The 21924-nt window shown below is 73.6% G+C and carries 19 protein-coding genes and 2 pseudogenes; 11 read left to right on the forward strand and 10 right to left on the reverse strand.

Annotated elements, in window-relative coordinates:
• Position 1: 1 nt before the first annotated feature.
• The gene (locus tag CXR04_RS27315; protein WP_101424893.1) at positions 2 to 1651 is read right to left on the reverse strand and encodes an alpha/beta hydrolase; all 1650 of its coding nucleotides are present in this window, start codon (positions 1649 to 1651) and stop codon (positions 2 to 4) included.
• Between the two features lie 120 nt (positions 1652 to 1771).
• On the opposite strand from CXR04_RS27315, the pseudogene CXR04_RS27320 reads away from it, so the two are divergent.
• Positions 1772 to 2598, forward strand: a pseudogene (locus CXR04_RS27320) (ABC transporter ATP-binding protein).
• A gap of 113 nt (positions 2599 to 2711) precedes the next feature.
• On the forward strand, positions 2712 to 4151 hold the full coding sequence (locus CXR04_RS27325) for an FG-GAP-like repeat-containing protein (RefSeq protein WP_159072402.1): 1440 nt from the start codon (positions 2712 to 2714) through the stop codon (positions 4149 to 4151).
• A 34-nt stretch (positions 4152 to 4185) separates the two neighbouring features.
• Here CXR04_RS27325 and CXR04_RS27330 read toward each other — a convergent pair whose 3' ends face one another.
• Together CXR04_RS27330 and CXR04_RS27335 are read right to left on the reverse strand one after the other, a co-directional pair.
• Entirely contained in the window at positions 4186 to 4578 is a 393-nt protein-coding gene (locus CXR04_RS27330) for an MmcQ/YjbR family DNA-binding protein (protein ID WP_101424895.1), read from the reverse strand.
• Positions 4579 to 4645: 67 nt separating this feature from the next.
• A complete protein-coding gene (locus CXR04_RS27335) occupies positions 4646 to 5392 on the reverse strand; it encodes a uracil-DNA glycosylase (RefSeq protein WP_101426635.1) in 747 nt (248 codons plus the stop codon).
• 170 nt (positions 5393 to 5562) lie between these two features.
• Between CXR04_RS27335 and CXR04_RS27340 the strand changes: the two genes are divergently transcribed.
• The 4 genes from CXR04_RS27340 to CXR04_RS27355 all read left to right on the forward strand — a co-directional run bounded on the left by CXR04_RS27340 (position 5563) and on the right by CXR04_RS27355 (position 10008).
• Positions 5563 to 5814: a hypothetical protein gene (locus CXR04_RS27340; RefSeq protein ID WP_047015375.1), complete on the forward strand. Its 252-nt coding sequence runs from the start codon at positions 5563 to 5565 to the stop codon at positions 5812 to 5814.
• Positions 5815 to 6096: 282 nt separating this feature from the next.
• Positions 6097 to 7158 (forward strand): ATP-binding protein, encoded by a 1062-nt coding sequence (locus CXR04_RS27345; RefSeq protein WP_101424896.1) that lies wholly within the window; start codon positions 6097 to 6099, stop codon positions 7156 to 7158.
• Complete coding sequence (locus CXR04_RS27350) at positions 7155 to 9080, forward strand: vWA domain-containing protein (RefSeq protein ID WP_101424897.1); 1926 nt, start codon at positions 7155 to 7157, stop codon at positions 9078 to 9080. The genes CXR04_RS27345 and CXR04_RS27350 overlap by 4 nt, the downstream gene beginning before the upstream one ends.
• An 88-nt stretch (positions 9081 to 9168) precedes the next feature.
• Positions 9169 to 10008, forward strand: a complete 840-nt coding sequence (locus CXR04_RS27355) for a class I SAM-dependent methyltransferase (RefSeq protein WP_101424898.1) — start codon at positions 9169 to 9171, stop codon at positions 10006 to 10008.
• A gap of 117 nt (positions 10009 to 10125) precedes the next feature.
• Here CXR04_RS27355 and CXR04_RS27360 read toward each other — a convergent pair whose 3' ends face one another.
• A complete protein-coding gene (locus CXR04_RS27360; protein ID WP_101424899.1) occupies positions 10126 to 11349 on the reverse strand; it encodes a helix-turn-helix domain-containing protein in 1224 nt (407 codons plus the stop codon).
• A gap of 114 nt (positions 11350 to 11463) precedes the next feature.
• Here CXR04_RS27360 and CXR04_RS27365 point away from each other — a divergent pair, with 114 nt between their 5' ends.
• The gene (locus CXR04_RS27365) at positions 11464 to 12363 is read left to right on the forward strand and encodes an SGNH/GDSL hydrolase family protein (RefSeq protein WP_101424900.1); all 900 of its coding nucleotides are present in this window, start codon (positions 11464 to 11466) and stop codon (positions 12361 to 12363) included.
• A 141-nt stretch (positions 12364 to 12504) separates the two neighbouring features.
• Here the strand turns inward: CXR04_RS27365 and CXR04_RS27370 are convergent, their stop codons facing one another.
• On the reverse strand, positions 12505 to 13434 hold the full coding sequence (locus tag CXR04_RS27370) for a LysR family transcriptional regulator (RefSeq protein ID WP_101424901.1): 930 nt from the start codon (positions 13432 to 13434) through the stop codon (positions 12505 to 12507).
• 107 nt (positions 13435 to 13541) lie between these two features.
• On the opposite strand from CXR04_RS27370, the gene CXR04_RS27375 reads away from it, so the two are divergent.
• Positions 13542 to 14921: an LVIVD repeat-containing protein gene (locus CXR04_RS27375; protein ID WP_101424902.1), complete on the forward strand. Its 1380-nt coding sequence runs from the start codon at positions 13542 to 13544 to the stop codon at positions 14919 to 14921.
• A gap of 150 nt (positions 14922 to 15071) precedes the next feature.
• Here CXR04_RS27375 and CXR04_RS36165 read toward each other — a convergent pair whose 3' ends face one another.
• On the reverse strand, positions 15072 to 15569 hold the full coding sequence (locus CXR04_RS36165) for a hypothetical protein (RefSeq protein WP_234380859.1): 498 nt from the start codon (positions 15567 to 15569) through the stop codon (positions 15072 to 15074).
• Between the two features lie 22 nt (positions 15570 to 15591).
• A pseudogene (locus CXR04_RS36950) lies at positions 15592 to 16206 on the reverse strand (Gfo/Idh/MocA family protein); the annotation flags it as partial.
• On the opposite strand from CXR04_RS36950, the gene CXR04_RS27385 reads away from it, so the two are divergent.
• Positions 16183 to 16677 (forward strand): MarR family winged helix-turn-helix transcriptional regulator, encoded by a 495-nt coding sequence (locus CXR04_RS27385; RefSeq protein WP_234380528.1) that lies wholly within the window; start codon positions 16183 to 16185, stop codon positions 16675 to 16677. The pseudogene CXR04_RS36950 and the gene CXR04_RS27385 overlap by 24 nt on opposite strands.
• A gap of 101 nt (positions 16678 to 16778) precedes the next feature.
• Positions 16779 to 17819 carry an alpha/beta hydrolase gene (locus CXR04_RS27390; protein ID WP_234380529.1) on the forward strand — a complete coding sequence of 347 codons (1041 nt, stop codon included), beginning with the start codon at positions 16779 to 16781 and terminating at the stop codon, positions 17817 to 17819.
• 259 nt (positions 17820 to 18078) lie between these two features.
• Here CXR04_RS27390 and CXR04_RS27395 read toward each other — a convergent pair whose 3' ends face one another.
• Positions 18079 to 18867, reverse strand: a complete 789-nt coding sequence (locus CXR04_RS27395) for a class I SAM-dependent methyltransferase (protein WP_101424904.1) — start codon at positions 18865 to 18867, stop codon at positions 18079 to 18081.
• Positions 18868 to 19039: 172 nt separating this feature from the next.
• A complete protein-coding gene (locus CXR04_RS27400; RefSeq protein WP_101424905.1) occupies positions 19040 to 19405 on the reverse strand; it encodes an ArsR/SmtB family transcription factor in 366 nt (121 codons plus the stop codon).
• Positions 19406 to 19488: 83 nt separating this feature from the next.
• On the opposite strand from CXR04_RS27400, the gene CXR04_RS27405 reads away from it, so the two are divergent.
• On the forward strand, positions 19489 to 20265 hold the full coding sequence (locus CXR04_RS27405) for an SDR family oxidoreductase (protein ID WP_101424906.1): 777 nt from the start codon (positions 19489 to 19491) through the stop codon (positions 20263 to 20265).
• A 62-nt stretch (positions 20266 to 20327) separates the two neighbouring features.
• Here the strand turns inward: CXR04_RS27405 and CXR04_RS27410 are convergent, their stop codons facing one another.
• Positions 20328 to 21809 (reverse strand): NAD(P)-binding domain-containing protein, encoded by a 1482-nt coding sequence (locus CXR04_RS27410; protein WP_101424907.1) that lies wholly within the window; start codon positions 21807 to 21809, stop codon positions 20328 to 20330.
• Positions 21810 to 21924 lie beyond the last annotated feature (115 nt).

A 21924-nucleotide genomic window follows, 5' to 3' on the forward strand; every position in this document is an offset into this window, starting at 1 on the left:
GTCAGTCGCAGCGCGTGCCCTTCTTCGGGCGCTTGCCGTCGAGCAGGAAGTCGTTGACGTTCCCGTCGACGCACGAGTCCCCGGTGATGTAGCCGGTGTGCCCGACGCTCTCGAAGGTCAGCACCACGGAGTCGTTGTCGAGTTCCTTCGCCATGTCCGCCCCGCCCCGGTACGGGGTCGCGGGGTCGCCGGTGGTGGCGACCAGCAGCGCGGCGGGGGCCTTCGTGGCGCGTACCTGGCGTGATTCGTTGTCACCCGGTACGGGCCAGCCCGTGCAGGTCAGCATCTGGCCGGCCATGAACGTGCCGAAGACCGGGGACGCCTTGGTGAACTCGCCCTTGGCCTGCTCGACGTCCGCCGCGGTGTAGCGGTCGCTCGTGTCACGGCAGGTGACGGCGGTGAAGGCGGCGTCCGCGTTGCCCTCGGCGGCAGTCGCGAGGAGCCCCGCACCCGGCACCCCCGCACCCCGCGCCGCCGCGCCGCCGCTCCCGCCCGCAAGCCGGACCATCGGCGCCCCGTTGCCGTCCCCGAGCGCGCTCAGTGCGTGCCGCAGGTCCGGCCACAGCTTCTCCGAGTACATTGCGTTCTTCAGCGCGTCGACGAACGTCGACTGGTCCAGCTCCCCCGCCGCGGTGTCGATCTCCCGCTTGTCGAGCAGGCTGAACAACTGCCGCGTCTCCTTCTTCGCCTTCGCCGTGTCGTCGCCCAGCGGGCACTCCGACGCCCCGCGCTTCGTGCAGTCCTTCGTGAAGTCGTCCAGCGCGCGCTGGAAGGCGTGCGCGTTGGCGAGGTAGGTCTGCTCGCTGTTCTTCATCGGGTTCTCGACGCCGTCGAGGACGACCCGGCCCGTCCTGCGCGGGAAGAGGTGCAGGTAGTTCGCGCCCAGCTTGGTGCCGTAGGAGAAGCCCAAGTACGTGAGCTTGTCCTCGCCCAGCACCCCCCGCAGCACGTCGAGGTCGCGGGCGGAGTCGGCGGTGCCGACCCATGGCAGGAGCTTCCCGGAGTCCTCCTCGCACAGCTTGCCCTGGAGTTCGCGGAACGAGGCGAGCTTGTCGATCTCCGCGCGGTCGTCGGGGGAGCGGTCCAGGCTCTTGGCCTGCCGCGCGGACGGGCTCGCGCACTGTACGGGAGGGGTGCTGTCGCCGACGCCGCGCGGGTCGGGGGCGACGATGTCGTAGCGCTCGTTGAGCTTCGTGAACTTCGCGCCGAGGCCGCCGAGGCCCTCGACGCCCGACTCGCCGGGGCCGCCGAAGTTGAGCACGAGGGAGCCGATCCGGTCGCTCTTGGCGCCGGTCGCGGGCAGGCGGGCGACGGCGAGGTGCAGGTTGCCGCGGTCGGTGGCCGCGTAGTCGCGGGGGACCCGCACGCGGCTGCACTGGAGCCGTTTGAGGTAGCCGGGGGGCTTGCGGCCGGTCTCCTTCGCCGCCTCCGCGACCTTGCGGCCGCAGTCGGTCCAGTCCACGGACTGGTCGTAGTACGAACCGAGCGACCCGTCGCCGTCGGCGGCGGGTCGCTTCGCGGGGGCGCCGGCCGGACTCGCGGCGGTCAGCGCGAGGGCACCGGCGACCGGCAGGACCGCGACGACGAGGGCGGCGCGGCGGGACGCGGAACGTCGGCGGCCGGCGGGGGATATGTGGTATTTCGCTCCCATGGAGCACACGCTACGGGCGGCCCCGTACCTCCGCACCCGCGGCGCGGACCGCCGGACACCCGGCGACGTACCGCCGCGGCACCGGGCAAAAGGGGACGCGCCGCGGGTCCGGCGGCTGCGATGCTGGCCCGCATGGCTGATCACGACCACGGCGGCGCCCCGCGCGTCGTCGCCGCGCTCGATGCCGTCGGCGTCCGCCGCCACACCACCGGGCAGGTCATCCTCGACGACGTCGACTGGACCGTACGGGCCGGGGACCACTGGGCGCTGCTCGGCCCCAACGGCGCGGGCAAGACCACGTGCTGCGGCTGCTCGGCGCACTGACGCACCCGACGACCGGCACCGTGGACGTCCTCGGCCACCGCATCGGGCGGGTCGACATGCGGGAGCTGCGCGCCGTGATCGGCCTGGTCTCGGCGGCGCAGAAGGTGCCGCAGGACGCCCCCGGGCACACCGTGGTCCTCACCGGCCACAGCGGCACCGTGCAGCCGCTGTGGCGCACGTACGACGCGGCCGTCCGCGAGCGCGCGTACGAACTGCTGGCGGAGCTGGACTGCAAGGAGCTGGCCGACCGCCCGTACGGCGTCTGCTCCGGCGGCCAGCGCGCCCGGCTGCTCATCGCCCGCGCGCTGATGGCGGACCCGGGGCTGCTGCTGCTCGACGAGCCGTTCAACGCGCTCGACCTGCCCTCCCGCGAGGATCTGGTCGACGCCCTGCAACGCCTGGCCGAGACCCGCCACGGGCTGGCCACCGTCATGGTCACCCACCACCTGGAGGAGCTGCCGCCCACGACGAGCCACGCGCTGCTGCTGCGCGACGGCCGCGTGGCGGCGGCGGGCCGGGCGGCGGAGGTGCTCAGGGGCGCGCACCTGACGCACTGCTTCGGCCGTCCCATCGAGGTCCACCACCACGCGGGCCGCTGGCAGGCCCGCTCTCCCCGCCCGTAGCCGGGCACGCCCGCGCGCGCCCCAACTGCCGTACAGCCGTACAACCTTCACCCCGCCACACAGGTCTTCCTCACACCCGCGGACACCGTCCGCCACCGACCGGGAGGCCCCAGGTGACCCATCAGCCCCGCCGCCGCGCCCTCGTGGCGCTCGCCACCTCCGTCGCCCTTGCCGGCGGCGGCCTGACGGCGGTGGCCGCGCCACCCGCCGCGGCGGCCCCGAGCGGGCTCAAGGGCGACTTCGACGGCGACGGCTACCGCGACGTGGTGATCGGAAACCCCGCGGCCACCGTGTCCGGCAAGTCCTACGCCGGGGCCGTGGCCGTGCTCTACGGCTCCGCGGCGGGCCCGGACGGGAGCCGGCACGCGGTGTACCACCAGGGCACCGCCGGCGTCCCCGGCTCGCCGGAGGAGGACGACTACTTCGGCGAGACCGTGGCCGTCGACGACTTCGACCGCGACGGCTATGCCGACCTGCTCGTCGGCGCGTCGCGCGAGAACGTGAGCGGGGACGTCGACCGCGGCACCCTGACCCTGCTCTGGGGCGGGCCCCGGGGGCTGAGCGGCGCCGCCGCGGTGAAGGTGGCGAACCTCCCGGACACCGGCTGCGCCCTCGCCGAGGGCCTGTACGCCGGCGACTTCGACGGCGACGGCGCGCCCGAGGTGAGCGTGGCCGCCCGCTGCGCGGCCTTCCACCTCCGGGGCCCCTTCACCCGCGAAGGACGGCCGCAGAGCCAGCAGCGCGACCCCCTGTTCGGCACCACCCGCGGCGGCGCCTACGGGAACGTGGACGCCGACCCGCAGGCCGAGCGCATCGTGTTCGTCGGTCTGATCGACGGCCGCCCCGGCGGCACCGTCTACGTCGACGACTGGACCGGCGCCGGCTACACCCGCACCCTCCTCACCGGCGCGGGCGGCCTGACCGGCGAGGTCGGGGACGTCGACGGCGACGGCTACGGCGATCTGGTGACGGGATACCCGGACGAGACGCGGAACAGCGGGCGGCCGTGGCCCGTCGGCGGCACGGTCGAGGTCTGGTACGGCGGCCCGGACGGCATCGACGAAACGCAGCGGCCGCAGCGGATCCACCAGGGCACCGCGGGCGTCCCGGGCGGCGGCGAGCCGGACGACCGGTTCGGCGCGTCGGTCGGCGTCGCGGACACGGATGCCGACGGCCGCGCCGAGGTGGCCGTCGGCACACCCGGCGAGGACTTCGCCGGGGAGTCGTTCGCCGGGACCGTCACGCTGCTGCGGGGCACCGCGGACGGGCTGACCGGCGCCGGGGCCCGGCTGCTCCACCGGAACACCGCGGGGGTGCCGGGGGCTGCCGCGAAGGACGACGGGTTCGGCGCCGCGGTCGCGCTCGGCGACCGCAACCGCGACGGCAGGGCCGACCTGACCGTGGGCGCTCCGTGGAAGCCCGCCGGGGGCTTCGTCTGGCACGCCCGGGGCACGGCCGGCGGCATCACGACGACCGGTTCCTTCAACGTCACCGCCGCCCGCGCCGGGTTCGGCGGCGACTTCCCGGGCTTCGGCGAGGTGATCGCCCGGTAGCCGGGCCGCCCGCTGCCGCCAGGCCCGCCCCCGGCTACACGCCCGGGGGCGGGCGGTGGCGTTCGCCCGGCCAGTCCAGGGTGAGGCGGTGGGCGCGGGGGAGTTTGGCCACCACCAGGTCGTACGAGTCCTCGATCATCTCCAGCACCAGCTCCTCGGGCACGGCGCCGTCGAGGCGGACGGTGTTCCAGTGGCGCTTGTTCAGGTGGTACCCGCCGACGATCTCCGGGTGCGTGGCGCGGAGTTGTACCGCCAGGTCCGGCTCGCACTTCAGGCTCACCGACAGCGGCGCGGCGGCCAGCTCGCTGAGCGCGAACATCTTGCCGCCGACCTTGAAGACGGAGATCGCCTGATGCCGGTCGAAGGGCCACTCCTCGACGGCCCCGTTCGGCTCCAGGCAGGCGGCGCGAAGCTGGTCAGGTGTCATGCGCCCAGTATGGGAGCCCCCACTGACACCGCACGGCGCGCGGTGCCTGCCTACGACCCGCCCCCGGCTACAGCCCCGCCGCCGCCCCCGCCGCCGCCAGCACCTCCCGCAGCATCGCCGGCGTCAGCCGCCCGGTGAAGGTGTTCTGCTGGCTGACGTGGTAGCACCCGTACAGCTCCAGCGGCGCGCCTCCGTCCGGCCGCCGTAGCGTCGTGTGCGCCCCGTGGCCGAACACCGGCCGCGGCCGCGGCACTTCCCAGCCCGCCGTCGCCAGCGCCGGCAGCGCCGCCTGCCAGCCGAACGACCCGAGCACCACCGCCGAGCGCAGCGTCGGCCGCAGCAGCTCGATCTCGCGGACCAGCCAGGGGCGGCAGGTGTCGCGCTCGGTGGGCGTCGGCTTGTTCTCGGGCGGGGCGCAGTGGACGGGGGCCGTGATGCGGACGCCGCGCAGGGTCAGGCCGTCGCCGCGGTGGGTGGCGGTGGGCTGGCTGGCGAGGCCGGTGGCGTGCAGGGCGGCGTACAGGACGTCGCCGGAGCGGTCGCCGGTGAACATCCGCCCGGTGCGGTTGGCGCCGTGGGCGGCCGGCGCGAGGCCGATGATCAGCATCGCGGCGTCCGCGGGGCCGAAGCCGGGCACGGGGCGGCCCCAGTAGTCCCAGTCGGCGAACGCCTTGCGCTTGGTCGCCGCGACCTCCTCCCGCCAGGCGACGAGCCGCGGGCAGGCGCGGCACTCGCACAGCCGCCCGTCCAGTTCGGCGACGGTACGGGTGCGGGGGGCGGTGACGGCGGGGAGAGGGGGTTCTGTGGTGGTCATCGGTGCCAGCATGCCGCACGGCGGCGGCCGGTGCCGAACGGGGCCCCAGTGCACCTCTGTGCATTCGAACTGGTATCCCGAAATGACCTTTGACCAGGGGAGTTTGTCAGTCGGAGGCGGTAGAATAGAGGGAGTGAAGACGGGCCAAGACGAGGCCGAGGAGGTCGCCCATGCCAGTGGCGTACGCCCCGACACCCCTGCCCAAGAAGCCGCTTCCGGCAGGTATGCCGCGTGAGTGGTATGTCGCGCACAACCGCATGCTGAAGGCCATGCGCATCGCCATCGCCCTGCTCGATACCGGGGTCTACACCCCGCAGCGCGCCCGCAACGAGGTGATACGCCACACCGCCGAGCGCATCGGCGTCCACCCGCCCTCGCTGACGACCTGCCGGCTGGTGCGCAGCCTGCTCCCGCTCATCTGACCGTGCACCGACCCGTCCTGACTCCGCGCCGACTCCGGCTGGTTCCGCGCTGACTTCGCGCTGACCCGGCCCCGACCGCGTATCGGGCGCGGGGCACGGCCCGTAGGCGAGCCAGCCTGCAGGCCGTTCGCCCCGCGCCCGCGCACACGCGTCCCCGGCCCCGCGTCCCCGGCCACCGGAAAATCGGCTGCGCCGCGTCCCCTCCACCGCCCACACTGGAGTTCCGACACGGCGCACACACCCTGCGCGCGCCGCACCCGACCAGAATCAGGAGCCCGCCGCGTGCAGGCAGCCGTCACCGTCACCCCCGCCCGGATCCCGGAGCTGCTGCTCGGGCTCGCCACCGTGCGCCCGGTCTTCCTCTGGGGCGCCCCCGGCATCGGAAAGTCGTCGCTGGTACGGAAGTTCGCCGCCTCCCTCGGCCTCGACTGCGTCAGCCTCATCGGCACCCAGCTCGCCCCCGAGGACCTCATCGGCGTGCCGCAGATCCGCGACGGGCGCAGCGTCTTCTGCCCGCCGGAGGCCATCGCCCGCGACGAGGCGTACTGCCTCTTCCTCGACGAGCTGAACGCCGCCACCCCCGACGTGCAGAAGGCGTTCTACTCCCTCATCCTCGACCGCCGCATCGGCAACTACGAGCTGCCCGAGGGCAGCATCGTCATCGGCGCCGGCAACCGCGCGACCGACAACGCGCTCGCCCGCCCCATGGCCTCCGCCCTCGTCAACCGCCTCGCCCACGTGCACCTGGAGGCGTCCGCGACCGACTGGCTCGTCTGGGCCGGCGAGCACGGCATCCACCCCTGGGTGACCGACTACCTGACCGACCGCCCCGACCACCTGTGGGCCAAGCCGCCGAAGACCGAGGAGCCGTTCTCCACCCCGCGCTCGTGGCACATGCTCTCCGACGCGCTGCACTCCTTCGGCCCGGCCCTCGACGACGCCACCCTCAAGACCGTCGCGCACGGGACCCTCACGCCCGCGCACGCCGTCTCCTTCTGCGGGTACGTCAAGATCGTCCGGCACCGGTACGGCGTCGAGGCCATCCTCAAGGGCGACGCCTCCTGGCCCCGCCGCACCGAGGACCGCGACCTGCTCTACTACCTCGCCGAGGCGTTCCGCGGCCGGCTCGTCAAGGAGCTGCCCGCGAGCAAGGAGCACGCCTCGCCGGCCGTGCGCGAGACCGCGTACCGGGCGAAGTCGCTCCTCGTCCAACTGGCCGAGATATCGGTGGAGGTGGCGCAGACCGTCATCGCCGAGGACGCGGACGGGCAGCCGGTGCTGCCCGCGTGGTTCCTCGTCGAGGCGGCCCGGGACATGCCGCGCCTGGTGGAAGCCCGCAGATGAGCCGGACGAACCGGGCGGCGGGCCGGCGCGGCAAGGCCAAGGCGCAGCAGCGCGACGACCCGGCCACCCGCGCCTTCTCCGCCGGGCTCGCGAAGGCCATGCAGAACCCGGCCCTGCGCGCCCTGGGCGCGCAGGTCGTCCGTAAGGGCACGACGGGCGCGCCGGGCACGACGGGCGCGCCGGGCACGGCAGGCGGGGCGGGCGCGGGAGCCGTCCCGGGCACGGTCGTCTGGGGCGCCGGGACCGGCCCCGCCCACGGCCTCGCCCGCGTCGACTCCGACGGCACCGTCCACGCCCACCCCACCCGCCGCGCCGAGCCCGCCGAGTGGACCTGGGCGCTGGCCCACTGCCTGCTGCACCTCGGCTTCGGCCACGCCCCCGCCGCCCGCGGCGAGCGCACTCAGCCCGACCGGTACGAGCAGGCCGCCCGCTGCACCGTCGTCAACCGCTTCCTCGTCTCCTTCGGCACCGGCCGCCCGCCCGCCGACCTGCCCGCGCACTACCCCGGCGGCGGCGAGGAGGAACTCGCCGCCCGCTGGCGGCGCGACGGCATCCCGCCGGAGTACGAGCGCTGCGGCGCCGCCGGCGACGAGCCCGACGTGCTGCTGCTGCCGTGGGCGGGCTGGCCCGGCACCACGCCGCCGGACTGGCAGCAGGACTTCGCGCACGCCCTCGCCCGTACGGTGTCCGCCGCGATGGAGGTCGCCGGCGGCCGGCGCGACTCGCTCACCGGCGTGCGGGCGCCGCGGCGGCCGTGGGAGCGGGCGCTGGAGTGGTTCGTCTCCTCCTACCCGCTGCTCGGCGGGGTCGCCGCGGGCATGACCGTCGTCGCCGACGCCGAACTCGCCCGCGCGCACGACATCTCCGTCGCCGCCGTCGACGCCGCCGCGGGCGAGATCTACATCAACCCGCTGAAGGACCACTCCGACGAGGAGTGGCGCTTCATCCTCGGCCACGAGATGCTGCACGCCGCGCTGCGCCACGGCGAGCGCCGGGGGGCGCGGGATCCGTATCTCTTCAACATCGCCGCCGACTTCGTCGTCAACGGCTGGCTGCTGGAGATGCGCGTCGGCGAGATGCCGTCCGGGCTGCTGCACGACCCGCGGCTCGCGGGTCTGTCCACCGAGGAGGTCTACGACCGCCTCGCCGCCGACCTCAGGATCCAGCGCCGCCGGCTCGTGACGCCGCGCGGCCGGGGTCTCGGCGACGTACTCGGCGAGCCGCTGGTGCCGCGGGATCCCTCGGCCGCCTACGTCGACCTCGACGAGTTCTACCGCCGCGGGCTGCAGCGCGGCCTCGACCTGCACGAGCGCGACCGGGGCCGCGGGCTGCTGCCGGCCGGGCTGATCGAGGAGATCCGCGCGCTCGCGCAGCCGCCGCTGCCGTGGGACGCGCTGCTGGCCCGCTGGTTCGACGAGTTCGTGCCCCGGGCCGAGCCGGTGCGCACCTTCGCGCGCCCCGCCCGCCGGCAGGCCGCCACCCCCGACATCCCGCGCGCGGGCCGCTACTTCCCGCCCGAGGAAGTCGCCCGCTGCACCTTCGGCGTCGTCCTCGACACCTCCGGCTCCATGAGCCGCACGCTGCTCGGCAAGGCGCTGGGGGCCATCGCGTCGTACGCGGAGGCGCGTGACGTGCCCGGGGCGCGCGTCGTGTTCTGCGACGCCACGCCGTACGACGCGGGCTATCTGCCGCCGACGGAGATCGCCGGCCGGGTGCGGGTCAAGGGGCGCGGCGGGACCGTGCTCCAGCCGGGGCTCGACCTGCTGGAACGGGCGGACGACTTCCCGCCCGCGGCACCCGTGCTGGTGATCACCGACGGCATGTGCGACGTGCTGCGGGTGCGCAGGGAGCACGCCTATCTGATCCCGGCGGGGGCGTCGCTGCCGTTCGTCGCGCGGGGGCCGGTGTTCCGTGTGAGGTGACGGCCTCGGCGGGCTCCGTACGGGCGTACGGTGACCGTCGGAAGCGGGCAGCACGGGCGGAACGGCGAAACGGCGGGAGACGGCGGACGTGGCGGAGAGCACGCGGACCCTGGACTGGAACGGGGCCAACGGCGACCACTGGGTCGCGTACGAGGAGAAGTACAACGCGGCGATGCTGCGCTACAGCGAGCGGCTGTTCGCGGGCGCGGACGTGCACCCGGACGACCGGGTCCTCGACATCGGCTGCGGCTGCGGCCAGACGACCCGGGTGGCCGCGGCGCTCGCCGCCGAGGGCTCGGCGCTGGGCGTCGACCTGTCGGCGGCGATGCTCGCGCAGGCGCGCGCCCGGGCGGCCGAGGAGGGCGTCGGGAACGTGCGCTTCGAGCAGGCGGACGCGCAGGTGCACGACTTCGACGGGGGTGCGTACGACGTGGCGATCAGCCGGCACGGCGTGATGTTCTTCGCGGACCCGCTGGCGGCGTTCGCCAACGTACGGCGCGCGCTGCGGCCGGCGGGGCGGCTGGCGTTCGTGTGCTGGCGGGCACCGGAGGAGAGCGAGTACTCGGCCGTGCCGCGCGCGGCCCTCCGCCCGTACGTGACGGTGCCGGCGTCCAGCCGCGTGAACGAGCCGGGCCCGAACTCGCTGGCCGACCCCGACCGGGTACGGGAGGTGCTGGGCGGGGCGGGCTTCGTCGACGTACGACTGGAGGCGGAGAACGAGCCGATGGACCTGGGGGCGGGCGTCGAGGAGGCAGTGGACTTCGTCCTCAACCGGCCGCATGTGCAGGGGGCGATGGCGGACCTCGACGGGACGACGAAGGCGAAGGCGACCGAGTCCGTGCGCGAGGCCCTGACCCCGTACCTGACCCCGGAGGGAGTCCTGCTCCGGGCCCCGGCGTGGCTGGTGACGGCGCACAACGCAGCATGAGGGGGCGGGGGTTAAAGCCCCGGCCGATGCAGCCGCGTGCCGCGTGCCGCGTGCCGCGTGCCGCCACAGATTGCCCCCAGGGCCACCGGGCCCCGGGCTTCCCCCGCCACCGGGCCGTCAGGCCCGTAACGTGCGGCGGGCCACCAGCGCCGCGCTCAGGCGGCGGGCGTCCGCCGGGGTGGTGGGGGTCAGGCCCGTGAGGAGGGCGATGCGGCGGATGCGGTAGTCGACCGTGTTGGGGTGCACGTGCAGCGCGGCGGCCGTGCCGCGGCGGTCGAGGTCGCGGGCCAGGTACGTCTCCAGGGTGTGCAGCAACTCAGGGCGGCCGGCCAGCGGTTGCAGCAGTTCCGCGAGCCCGGTCAGCGCCTCGCTCGGGCGGCTGAGCTGGTAGTCGAGCAGCACGTCTGCCAGCCGGTACAGGCCCGGCGGCCGGTCCGTACGCCGTACCAGCTCCACGATGTCCGCCGTCTGCGCCACCGCCGCCGGCAGCCCGTCCGGCGCCGCCCCGGCGGCCGCCGCCGTCACCGGCGCCCCGACCGCCGTCTCCGTACGGTCGATCAGCCCGCACAGCGCCGCCCACGGCGGCTCGTCCGCCACCGGCAGCAGCGCGGTGCCGCCGCCCGCGTCGAGCGCGGTGAGCGCCGGTTCGCCGGCGAAGCCGTTGAGCGCCGTCTGCAGCCGGCGGATCTTGCGCCGCGCCGCGATGCGGGACCGCGGCCCGGGGGAGTGCTCGTCGGGGTGCGCGGCGACGTACAGCGTCATCGCGACGTACCGCGGCGCCGGCCGCAGCCCCGTGCGGCGGGCGATGCCCTCCAGCGGCTCCCCGGCGAGCAGCGCGGCCAGCAGCGCGTGCCGCGGCGCGTGCTCCTGGACATCGAGCACCTGCCTGGCCTCCAGATACGCGGCGCTGACCGCCGCCACCAACTGCCGCTGGAGCACGAAGAGATGCCGCAGCACCTCCTGCGCGTCCGCGAAGTCCGCGGGCCGGGCCGCCGCCGAGATCTCCTCCCAGCCCATCGCCGTGCCGATCTGGTACGCGCTGAGGATGGCGTCCAGCGGCACGCCCTCCTCGGCGCGCTGCGCGGCCGACTCCCGCTGCCGTACCAGCTCGTCGTCCCGCGCCGGGCCGCGGCGCTGCAGCACGTCGGCGAAGAGCCGCAGGCTGCGCTGCACGATGTCGGCGATGTCGCCCGCGACCTCCTCGGGCGGCAGGGTGGCGTACACGGGCAGTTCGGTCAGCAGCCGGTCGACGACGCGGTGGGTGAGTGCGGGCACCCGGGCCCGCAGCCGCGCGTCGACCGGGCTGCCGCCGATACACAGCGGTGTGTTGTCACGCGTCACAACGGCTCCCGGAGAAGTCTGCGTTACTGACCAGTTAAGCGCAGCCCGGCCCGTCTGCATCATGTGCACGACACAACTTTCCGCCCCACCCACCCACACTGCCGGGAGCCGCCGATGAACGTGGTGCCGAAACTCCTCCAAGGCGCGCTGGGCGCCGCCGCGGCGACCGGCCTCGTCGTCGCCGGCACGGCCGCCCCCGCCGCCGCGGACTCCGCCGCCGGCGCAGAAGCCGCCGGCGAGGTCTACGTCGCCCTCGGCGACTCGATGGCCTCGGGCCCGCTCATCCCGCTGCCCACCGGACCGCTCGCCTGCGGGCGCTCCACCGAGAACTACGCGCACGAACTTGCCGACCGGCTCGACGTCGCCGAACTGCGCGACGTCACGTGCAGCGGCGCCAAGACCGACCACATGACGCAGCCGCAGTCGCTCTCCCTGCTCGACGTCGACATGGGCGAGGCGCCGCCGCAGTTCGACGCGCTGAGTGCGGACACCACCCTGGTCACGCTGACGATCGGCGGCAACGACGCCGGGCTCGTCGGCGTCGCGCAGGACTGCATGCAGCTCAACCCGCTCGGCGACCTGTGCAAGGACGGCTTCATGGAGGGCGGCGTCGACACCGTCGCCCAGCGCATCGAGGCCATGGGCCCCAAGCTGAGCGCCGTACTCGACGGCATCCACGCCCGCGCCCCGCAGGCCCGTGTCCTGGTCACCGGCTACGGCGACTACATCAAGCCGGGCGGCTGCTGGCCGTACCAGCCGGTGCTCGCCCCCGACGCCGACTGGCTCCAGGGCAGCGTCAACCACATGAACCGCGTCATCGCCGACCGCGCGGCGGCCCACGGTGCCGAGTACGTCGACGTCTTCACCCCGAGCCGCGGCCACGACTCCTGCCAGTCGCCGGACAAGAAGTGGGTCGAGGGCTACGTCCCCACCGCCCCGGCCGCACCGCTGCACCCCAACGCCCGGGGCGAGGAGGCGTACGCGGGCATCATCCACGCCCAGTTGACCGGCTGACCCCCGTCCCCGGCCGGCCCGACCGGCGGGGACGGGCCGGCCACCGACGTCCCCCACCCCCCGAGGGGACGCACACACGCCGGCCCGGCGCGGAATCTCCGCGCCGGGCCGGCCGTGTCGGTCTGCGACCGGGTGAGGAGGTCAGCGCTCCGGGGCGGGGACGGGTTCCGCCGGCCCGGCGTCCTCGGCGCGGCACACGTCCCGTACGACGCGCAGGAAGGCGTGGAGCACGGGATCACGGTCCGTACGCCGCCAGATCACCGAGGTATCGACGGTCAGGCCCGGTCCGGCGAGGGGCCGGTAGACGACGCCGTCGCGGCGCAGGTTCTCCAGCGAGGCGGGCAGCAGGGACGCCCCGAGTCCGGCGGCCACCAGGCCGATGACGGTCTGCTTCGGCGAGGCTTCGCGCAGGGAGGGCGGGGTGTAACCGGCGGCCCGGCAGAGGGCGACGATGTCGTCGAAGAGCGGCGGGTTGATCGCCCGAGGGAACTGGAGGAGCGGCGTCCCCGCCAGCTCGGCGAGGTCGACCCGGGCCCGCGCGGCCAGCGGGTGCCCCGCGGGCAGCGCGACCGCCAGCTCCTCCGTGAACACGGTCTCCACCGCCAGCCGCGGATCGGACACCGGCGGGTGTACGAACCCCGCGTGCAGCCGGCCCTCCGCCACCTCGCGGATCTGGTCGGGGATGCGCAGCTCCGTCACGCTCAACTCGACACCGGGGCGGACCTGCGAGAACCGGCGCACCACGGGCGGGATCACGCTGTAGATGGCCGCGTCGATGAACGCCACGGCCAGTTGCCCCGTCTCACCGCGGGCGGCCCGCAGGGTCAGCTCGACCGCGCGGTCCGCCTGCCGGACGGTCGCCCGCGCCTCCGCCAGGAACACCCGCCCGGCGGCGGTCAGCGCGACGCTGCGGCGGCTGCGGTCCAGCAGCCGGGCGCCTACGGCCCCCTCCAGCAGACGGATCTGCCGGCTGAGCGGCGGCTGCGCCATGTGCAGCCGGGCGGCGGCGCGGCCGAAGTGCAACTCCTCGGCGACGGCGATGAAGTACCGCATCTGTCTGAGGTCGACCACGTGTCATATCCGTTCTGTCTCAGAGCCCGTGAAACGGGTATTGGACCCCGCCCGGTTCCGGCCCGGACGCTGGTGCACACCACGTCACCGAGGATGCGGAGGGGCCGATGGCGGACAGGCAGGGGATATCGCGGCGGGGGGCGCTGCGGGCGTCACTCGCGGGCGCGGCGGCGGGCGTCGCGGCGCCGGGGACGGCGGCGGCCGCCGGGGGTGCGGGGACCGCCGGCCGGGCACGCAACGTCGAGGCGGTCGGGTACAGCGACTTGGACCACCGGCCGGCGTTCAAGATGGCCGTACGGCAGAAGCGCGGCCGGTGGTACCTCTACACCGGGCACTTCTGGGACTCCGGCTGGAGCGTCGTGGACGTGACCGACCCGGCGCGGCCGGAGGTCGTCGCGTACGTACCGGGGCCGGAGAACACCTGGACCCTCCAGGTCGACCTGCACGGCGACACCATGGTCACGGCACTGGAGCAGGTCTTCCCCAACTTCGGCGGCGACCCGGCGGCGCCCTTCGAGGAGGGCGTGCTGATCTGGGACATCGCCGATCCCGTACGCCCGCGCCGGCTGGGCCACCACCGCACCGGCGGCACCGGCACGCACCGCAACCTCTACCCGGGTGGCCGCTACGTCCATCTGGCCGCCGGCGCACCGGGCTTCAGCGGCAACATCTACGTCATCCTCGACATCTCCGACCGCTCCCGCCCCCGGGAGGCCGGCCGCTGGTGGGTACCGGGCCAGCGGCACGACGAACGGACCCCGGCGGGCGCCGGGCCGGGCGGGGGTGAAGAACAGGCTGCCCCGGCCGGCTTCTGCTGCTCGGCCGGCCACGACGTATCCCTGCACGGACCGCCGTATCCGGTGGGGAACCTGGTGTACCTGCCGTACGGCGGCGCGGGCCTGGTGGTGCTCGACATCGCGGCCCCGGCGCGGCCCCGGCAGGTGGGGCGCCTGCCGTTCAGCCCGCCGTTCCACAGCCGCTTCGGCGTACACGGCGTCCTGCCGGTCCCCGGCCGGAAGATCGCCTTCGCCAACTCCGAGGATGTCTCGTACGGCACGGGCCCGGCGCACCATGCCTCGCTAGTCGACATCTCCGACCCGAGGGAGCCCTTCCTGCTCTCCCTGCTACCGGTGCCGACGCCCCCGCGGGGGGCCGACTACCCCGACTTCTCCACCCGCGGCGGCTGGAGCGGCCCGCACAACATCAACCACCACCAGCACCACCCCGACGTCCAATGCCACGACGGCCTGCTCTACGTAGCCCACTTCAACGCGGGCCTCCGCATCTACGACGTCTCCAACCCCCGCCTCCCGCACGAGACCGGCCACTTCATGCCCCCGGAACCGACCCGCCGATACGGCCCGATGCCGGAAGGCGAACTCGTCCTGCAGACGGAGGACGTGGTGGTGGACCGCCGCGGCTACGTCTACGTCACCGACAAGAACCAGGGCCTATGGATCCTCCGCTACACAGGCCCCCGCCCCTGAGCACGTTCCGGCAGCGCCGGTAGAGGCCGGGCCCGGTGGCCGCGACCTCGATCGCGGACACCGGGCCTGACCGGGCGGGGTTCGGCCGTCGGCTGTCCGTACGTCACCGCCGGTGGTGCGAGGTGACGGGCAGGGCGTGGTGTGACGCGTTCACTGCCGGAGACCGGTGCGTGAGGCTGCTTCGACTCGGGCGATCAGGCGGCTGTTGCGGACGGCGTGGTCGAATCCCGGGGTGTGGTGGGTTCCGTTCGTGATGTCGCGCGCCAGGCTGGCATACACCTCGCCCACGTTGATGGCGGCGCCCCTCCAGATCTCGGCGGCGGTCGGGCCGGTGCCGGTGGCGACGGGGCTGTCGGGTGCGGTGAAGTCCACGCTCGACGAGAGTGCGAGGTCGCCGACCTGAACGCCCGCGGGGTGGTCGCCGGTCAGCTTCAGCCAGCCGTCCGACCCGCGTACTTCCAGGCTGAAGCGGGCGTCGGACGCGGGCACGCCCGCCAGGATCTGCACCCCGACCGGCGCTCCCGACGAGGTCTTGACGATGGCGTCGAGGTGGTCCGGGACTTCCCGGACGGAGATCGCGCCGGTGTCCACCAGCTTCACCTGCGGCCAGAGGAGTTCCGTGCCGCGCGTCGACTTCGGTGATGTCACCGAGAACGGTTTCGATGACGTCCAGAACGTGGCCCGCCGCGATGGTCAGGAAGCTCGCTCCCGCCGCCGCCTTGTCGAAGTACCCGTACGCGCTCACCGACTCCGGGCCGTTGCCGAACGTCGTCGCGGCGACTCGTGCCGAGAGCAGCCGCCCGAGCCGGCCCTGCGCGATGATCTCCGCCGCGCGGCGCACCGAGGGATTGAGCCGGCCCTGCAGACCGATCGCCGTGTGGAGCGAGCCGGCCGCGTCAGCCATCTCTTCCGTCTGCGCAACGGTCGCGCCCAGCGGAGACTCCGCGTACACGGCCCTGTTCGCCGCGAGGGCCGCCAGGACGAGTTCGCGGTGCGCCGGGACCTTGACGGCCACGGTGACGAGGTCGACCGACGGATCGCGGATGAGCTCGAACGGATCGGCGAACCACCGCTCGGCGCCGAACGCTTCGGCTGCGGCGCGGGCACTCTCCTCGTGCCGCGTCGCCACGCCCGCCAGGTGGAAGTCCGGCTGTGCCGCCAGCGCGGGGATGTGCGATGCCCCGGCCCAGCTCGCCTTGGTGTCTGCACCGATGATGCCGACGCGAATCACGCTGCTTGACATGACGTAACGCTCCGCTTCTTGGCTGGCGAACTCCGCGATCATGATCAGCCTGCGGCCGCGCTGGACGCACGGATGCAGCGCGAGGCGGGGCTGACCTTCTTCGAGTACATGGTGCTCTCGGTCCTCTCCGAACAGCAGGCTCGCACGCTGCAGATGAGCGCCCTGGCCGCGCGCACGGCTGCGTCGCTGTCGCGGCTGTCGCATGTCGTCGGACGGCTGGAGAAGCGCGGACTGCTCACACGGACCCGGATCCCCGGTTCCGGGAGACGCACCAACGCGACGCTGACCGAGGCCGGCTACGAGGTGGTGGCGGCGGCGGCGCCGGGACACGTCGCCGCGGTCCGCGAATACCTGATCGATGAGCTTGAGCCTCAAGAGCTGGCGACACTGAGCCGCATCGGCGCCGCGGTCGACGCCGCCATCAGGCGTGAGCACCCCGACACGGGCTCCGCGGCGTCGCCTCCGCCCGAAACATCGACGACCCGCAGCGGACAGGGGCGTACCGCGGACTGACGGAGGAACAGCGCCAGGCGGCGGTGGTGTCGTCAGGTACACCGTCGGCCGGGCGCGCAGGGCCATGGTGGGGCGTCCCGGCCGTTCCTAGCGTTGTCGGCATGGAAGACATGGTTGACAACGGACAACAGCGCGGCGCCAGTCCCGCAGGCGGTACGGACACGTCCGGCCGTCGGAGTACCTCGCGGCGGCTCGCCCTGCGGGGGCTCGCGGCCTCGGCGGGCGGCGCGGTGCTCGCCGCAGGCGTCGGTACGGGGACCGCGCGGGCGGCCGGTGCCCGGCGGCGGCACCCGGGCGTGCGCACGTACGTCCTCGTCCACGGCACGCACAGCGCCGGCGCGTTCTGGACGGAGATCGGGCGGGAACTGGCGCTGCGCGGGCACCGCGTCGTCGCCGTGGACCAGCCGCTGCACGGCACCGAGCGGTTCGTGCCGAAGGCGTACCAGACGCAGGATCTGGCGGCTCTCGCGACGGAGCCCTCGCCGGTCGCCGCGCTGAGCCTGGACGACTTCGAGGTGCGCGTCACCGACGCCGTACGCCGGGCCGCGCGCCTCGGCGGGCCCGTGGTGCTGGTCGGGCACAGCATGGGCGGCCTGTCGGTGAGCCGCGTGGGGAACGCCGTACCCGAACTCCTCGACCACATCTGCTACATGGCCGCCTTCTGCCCGAGCCGCACCATGCCGTCCCTGGACGCCTGCGCCACCTCCCCCGAGGGGCAGGAGGCCGTCAGCCCGGTGGAACAGGTCATCGGCGACCCGGAGAGGCTGGGCGCACTGCGGCTGAACTGGCGCAGCGCGAACCCCCGTGACCTCGCGGTGTTCAGGGAGATGATCTGCGCGAACTACTCGGACGCCGCGTTCCTGCGGGTGCTGGAGGGCATGCAGACGGACGAGTCGCTGACGGCGTACGCCGGCCGGGCGGTGGGGCGTGCGCACACGTGGGGGCGGATTCCGCGCACATATCTGCGGTTCGGCAAGGACAGGACCGTGGCCACCGGGCTCCAGGACCGCATGATCGCGGAGGCCGACGCACTCACCCCGCATAACCGCTTCACGGTCCACGACTTCCCGGACGCCGGCCACCTCGGCCCGGCCGATCCCGCCCCCGTGACCGACGCCCTGCACGGGCTGCCGCTCCGCTGACGCGGCGGCGCGGAACGGGGCAGGCCGAGGGCGAAGACGACGAGGGCCGCAACCCCCACCGTGGGTGGGGTCGCGGCCCTCGTAGCGTCTCTGGCGTCATGTCAGAGATCGCAGCGCTCCACCGCCGTTCTTCCGGCCTCGCGGGATATGCGGCGCGAGGATTTCCGGCGATGAAGATCCACAGCGGATGTGGGTCCGCAGTTCAGCCCGTCGGCGACATGCACCTCTGGTGCTGTCGTCCAACCCGACACACCACTGATCACGTCAACCGCGCGATCAGCATGGTTACCCGGACGTCCTCACGGTAGGGGGCCGATGGCAGCGCCTGGCGGATCCGTTCGGCGAAGGCCGGCCGCTCCTGTGGGCCGGGAAGCCGGTCGGCGGGGATCGCGGAGCAGACCGAGCCGATGACCTCATCGAAGGCCAGCTCGACGCGGTAGTCCAGGACGTCTTCCCGTACGTCGGCGAACCCGGCGTCCGCCAGCGCCTGCGCATACCGGCGCCGGTCGTCCGCGCCGGTCCCGCACGTGGCCTCCAGCCGGGTGCCGAAGTAGTCCTCCAGACACGATCGCAGCACGCGCGACCAGTCGCTGTCCTGCAGCCACAAGGGCGCGCCGTTGGCCACCACCGCGATGCCCCCGCCCCGGCGGCACAGCGGAAACAACGCCTGGAACAGCTCCTCGTGCCGCATCCAGTGCAGTGCCTGTCCGATCACGGCCATCCCCAGAGGCCGCCGTCCCATCAGCCCGGCCAGTGCGGGGACATCGGAGTCGGCACCCAGCACCCACGTCACGTTCCGCAGCCCTTGTCTTGCCGCGGTCCGCCTGGCGAGCCGGAGCATGTCCGGCTCCGGATCCATGCCGATGACCGAACCGACGCGGGACGCGAGCGGAACGGCCAACTGGCCGGTGCCGCACCCGAGATCGAGAACGGCATCCTCGTCAGACATCGCGAAGGCCGCCTGCAGGACGTCGAGAACTTCGGACGGATACCCACGGCGGTATTGCGCGTAGTACTCGGCGACGTCACCACTGAACCCCACGGACATGCACCCACCCTGACAGAGCAGACAGCCCCAGGGCACATCACTTAGCTACCGGCGAAGGAGAACCCGGACCCCCAGCCAGGCAAGAACTCGCCACCAGCCAAGACACCTTCCGGGACGGGCACGGCGCCATGCTGAGCGGGCAGGTGGAGCGGCCCTCGGGGCTTCGCCTCGGTCAGGCCGCCTTCGCGGGGGCGGGGGTGAGGAGGCGGCCCATGGCTGCCAGGACCGCGGGCTCGACGCGGTAGTAGACCCACGTTCCGCGGCGTTCGGATGCCAGGAGGCCGGCTTCCTTGAGCTTCTTCAGGTGGTGGGACACGGTGGGCTGGGAGACGCCGACGTCGGCGATGTCGCACACGCAGGCTTCGCTGTCCGGGTGGGAGGCCACCTTGGAGAAAAGGCGGAGTCTGACCGGGTCGCCGAGGGCCTTGAACATCGCGGCGGTGAGTTCGGCTTCCTCGACGGTCAGCTCGCGCTCGGTCAGGGCAGGGCAGCACGGCTCGGCCGGAAGCGCGGCCACCATCTCCTGAAGCTTCGACATACGTCTATGTTGTCACTAGTTTCCCCCGATGCCAAGGTCATATTATTAGACACCCGTCTAATCAAGAGCTGGGGGAAGCACTCATGGCATCACCCGTCCACGCCCCGCAGTCGCGTACCGCGGTGGTCACCGGAGGGAGCAGCGGTATCGGTGCGGCCACCGCACGCGAGTTGGCGCGAGCCGGTTTCACTGTGGTCCTTGCCGCGCGTCGGGCCGACCGACTCAAGGCGGTTGCCGAGGAGATCCGGGCCGAGGGCGGCACGGTGCGTGCGTATCCGCTGGATGTGACGGATCGGGAGGCTGTCGCCGCGTTCGCCGAGCAGGTCGAGGTCTGCGATGTGCTGGTGAACGTCGCCGGCGGTGCCTACGGGGTGGAGGAGGTGGCGGAGGCCGATCCAGGCGACTGGGGGCGCATGTACGAGGTCAACGTGCTGGGCGCGCTCAAGATGACGCAGGCGCTGCTGCCGAAGTTGCTGGCGAGCGGTGACGGCACCGTGGTGGTGCTGACGTCGACGGCGTCCTTCACCTGCTACGAAGGCGGGGGCGGGTACAGCGCGGCCAAGCACGGGGCGCATGTGCTCGCGGAGACGTTGCGGCTTGAGTCGTGCGGGCAGCCGCTGCGGGTGATCGAGATCGCGCCCGGCATGGTGCAGACCGACGAGTTCTCACTCAACCGCTACCGCGGCGACACCACGAAGGCCGACGCGGTCTACGCCGGAGTCCCCGGCCCGCTGGTCGCCGAGGACGTGGCGGACGCGGTGGCGTGGGCGGTGACCCGTCCCTCGCACGTGAACGTCGATCTCATGGTCGTACGCCCCCGGGCGCAGGCCGCCCAGCACAAGGTGCATCGCGTCCCCTAGAGCCCGTTGTGCCTCGGCGTGGCTGTTCTGTGCGGTGCGCAGAACAGCCACGCCGTCGTCGTTCAGCAGCCCGGCGCGTCGGGGACGTCGAACATGTCGGCGGCGTACGCCGCCAGTTGAAGCGCGGTGGTGTGGTCGACGCCGAGTTCCGTGGCCGCGGTGAGTACGGCATCCGAGGCGGTGGGGGAGGACCCGAGGTGCTTGGCGGTGACCTGGAGGAGTTGTTCGTGCTGGTCCTTGGTCAGCCCCAGGCGCAGTGCAAGGGCCTCGCCGCCGGCGGTCACGGAGCAGACGCCGGTCTCGGGCAGTTGGAGTTCGACCGACTTCGCCGCTTCCAGGTCGCCTGCGAGCGCGGCGGCGATCGAGCGGACCTGCTCGTAGCCGGTGAGCATGAGGAACGTCGGGGCGCGGCCGTAGCTCTTCATGCCGACGGCGTAGTAGCCCGGTTCGGGGTGGGTCAGTTCGCGGTAGCCGTGCGGGGTGACGGTGCCGCAGGAGTGCTGGTTCGGGTCGATCAGCGGAGCCAGTGCGCGGGGCGCGGACATGATCGGGTCCAGGTCCAGGCGCAGCTCGTCGGTGATGCGGTGGTCGGGGCGGAAGCCGGTGGCCGCGACGATGCGGTCGGCGGGAAGGTTCTGCTCGTTGCCGTCCGCGTCGCGGGAGACGAGTTCGACCTGGTCCTGTGCGGGGTCGTCGCCCAGGCGGCGGATGGTGTGGGTGCGGAAGCCGGGGGCGAGGGTGACGCGGCCGGTGTCCACGAGCATCTTCAGACCGGAGCCGATGGCGCCGCGGGCGGGCAGTTCGTCGTCGCTGCCCCCGCCGAAGGACGCAGCCGGGTCGGCGGCGCGGATGGCCCAGGTGATGGTGGTGCCGGGCTCGGCGTCGGCGAGTTCGGCGAGGGCGAGGAGGGTGTTGGCGGCCGAGTGGCCGGCGCCGACGACGACGGTGTGGCGGCCGGCGTGCTGGGCGCGGTCCGTGCCGAAGACGTCGGGCAGGCCGTGGCTGATCCAGGCGGCGGCGTCCGGCTCCCCGTGGGCGGGCAGGCCGTTGGCGCCGACGTGGTTGGGCTGGCGCCAGGTGCCGGAGGCGTCGATGACGGCGCGGGCGAGCACCTCCTCGCCGCCGGCCAGGCGCAGCACGAACGGAGCCGTCTCGCGGCCGGTGGTGCGTACGCGGTCGATGCCCTGGCGGCTGATGGCGGTGACGGCGGCGCCGTAGCGGATGTGGGGGGCCAGCGCGGGCAGTTCGGCCAGCGGCTGGAGGTACTGCTTGACGAGATCGCCGCCGGTGGGCAGGGCGGAGGCGTCGGGCTGCTCCCAGCCCGCGGCCGTGAGCAGGCGGCGGGCGGCCGGGTCGGCGTTGTACTCCCAGGGGCTGAAGAGCTGGATGTGGGACCAGGCGCGCACCGCCGTTGCCGGGGCGTCGCCGGCTTCCACGACGACGAAGGGAACGTCGCGTTCGGCCAGGTGTGCCGCTGCGGCCAGGCCGACGGGTCCGGCGCCGATCACGGCGACGGGGAGGTGGTCGGGGTGGGGGTCAACCACGATGCGGTGTCCTCTCAGGAAGGCTCGGGCGCGGATCGGACGCGCTTCGGTTCAGGCGACGGGGTGCCGGAGGCCACGTCGTTCTCCGCCTGGTCGTGCTGTTCCTTACGCTGCC

The sequence above is a fragment of the Streptomyces sp. CMB-StM0423 genome (genome assembly GCF_002847285.1).
In the GTDB taxonomy this organism is placed as follows: Bacteria; Actinomycetota; Actinomycetes; order Streptomycetales; family Streptomycetaceae; genus Streptomyces.

What these genes read in the sequence shown, in the direction of transcription:
- CXR04_RS27365 (WP_101424900.1), top strand. Translation starts at nt 11,464, where the DNA reads ATGAACGTGGTGCCGAAACTCCTCCAAGGCGCGCTGGGCGCCGCCGCG.
- CXR04_RS27350 (WP_101424897.1), top strand. Translation starts at nt 7,155, where the DNA reads ATGAGCCGGACGAACCGGGCGGCGGGCCGGCGCGGCAAGGCCAAGGCG.
- CXR04_RS27390 (WP_234380529.1), top strand. Translation starts at nt 16,779, where the DNA reads ATGGAAGACATGGTTGACAACGGACAACAGCGCGGCGCCAGTCCCGCA.
- CXR04_RS27340 (WP_047015375.1), top strand. Translation starts at nt 5,563, where the DNA reads ATGCCAGTGGCGTACGCCCCGACACCCCTGCCCAAGAAGCCGCTTCCG.
- CXR04_RS27315 (WP_101424893.1), bottom strand. Translation starts at nt 1,651, where the DNA reads ATGGGAGCGAAATACCACATATCCCCCGCCGGCCGCCGACGTTCCGCG.
- CXR04_RS27330 (WP_101424895.1), bottom strand. Translation starts at nt 4,578, where the DNA reads ATGACACCTGACCAGCTTCGCGCCGCCTGCCTGGAGCCGAACGGGGCC.
- CXR04_RS27395 (WP_101424904.1), bottom strand. Translation starts at nt 18,867, where the DNA reads ATGTCCGTGGGGTTCAGTGGTGACGTCGCCGAGTACTACGCGCAATAC.
- CXR04_RS27335 (WP_101426635.1), bottom strand. Translation starts at nt 5,392, where the DNA reads ATGACCACCACAGAACCCCCTCTCCCCGCCGTCACCGCCCCCCGCACC.
- CXR04_RS27405 (WP_101424906.1), top strand. Translation starts at nt 19,489, where the DNA reads ATGGCATCACCCGTCCACGCCCCGCAGTCGCGTACCGCGGTGGTCACC.
- CXR04_RS27400 (WP_101424905.1), bottom strand. Translation starts at nt 19,405, where the DNA reads ATGTCGAAGCTTCAGGAGATGGTGGCCGCGCTTCCGGCCGAGCCGTGC.
- CXR04_RS27375 (WP_101424902.1), top strand. Translation starts at nt 13,542, where the DNA reads ATGGCGGACAGGCAGGGGATATCGCGGCGGGGGGCGCTGCGGGCGTCA.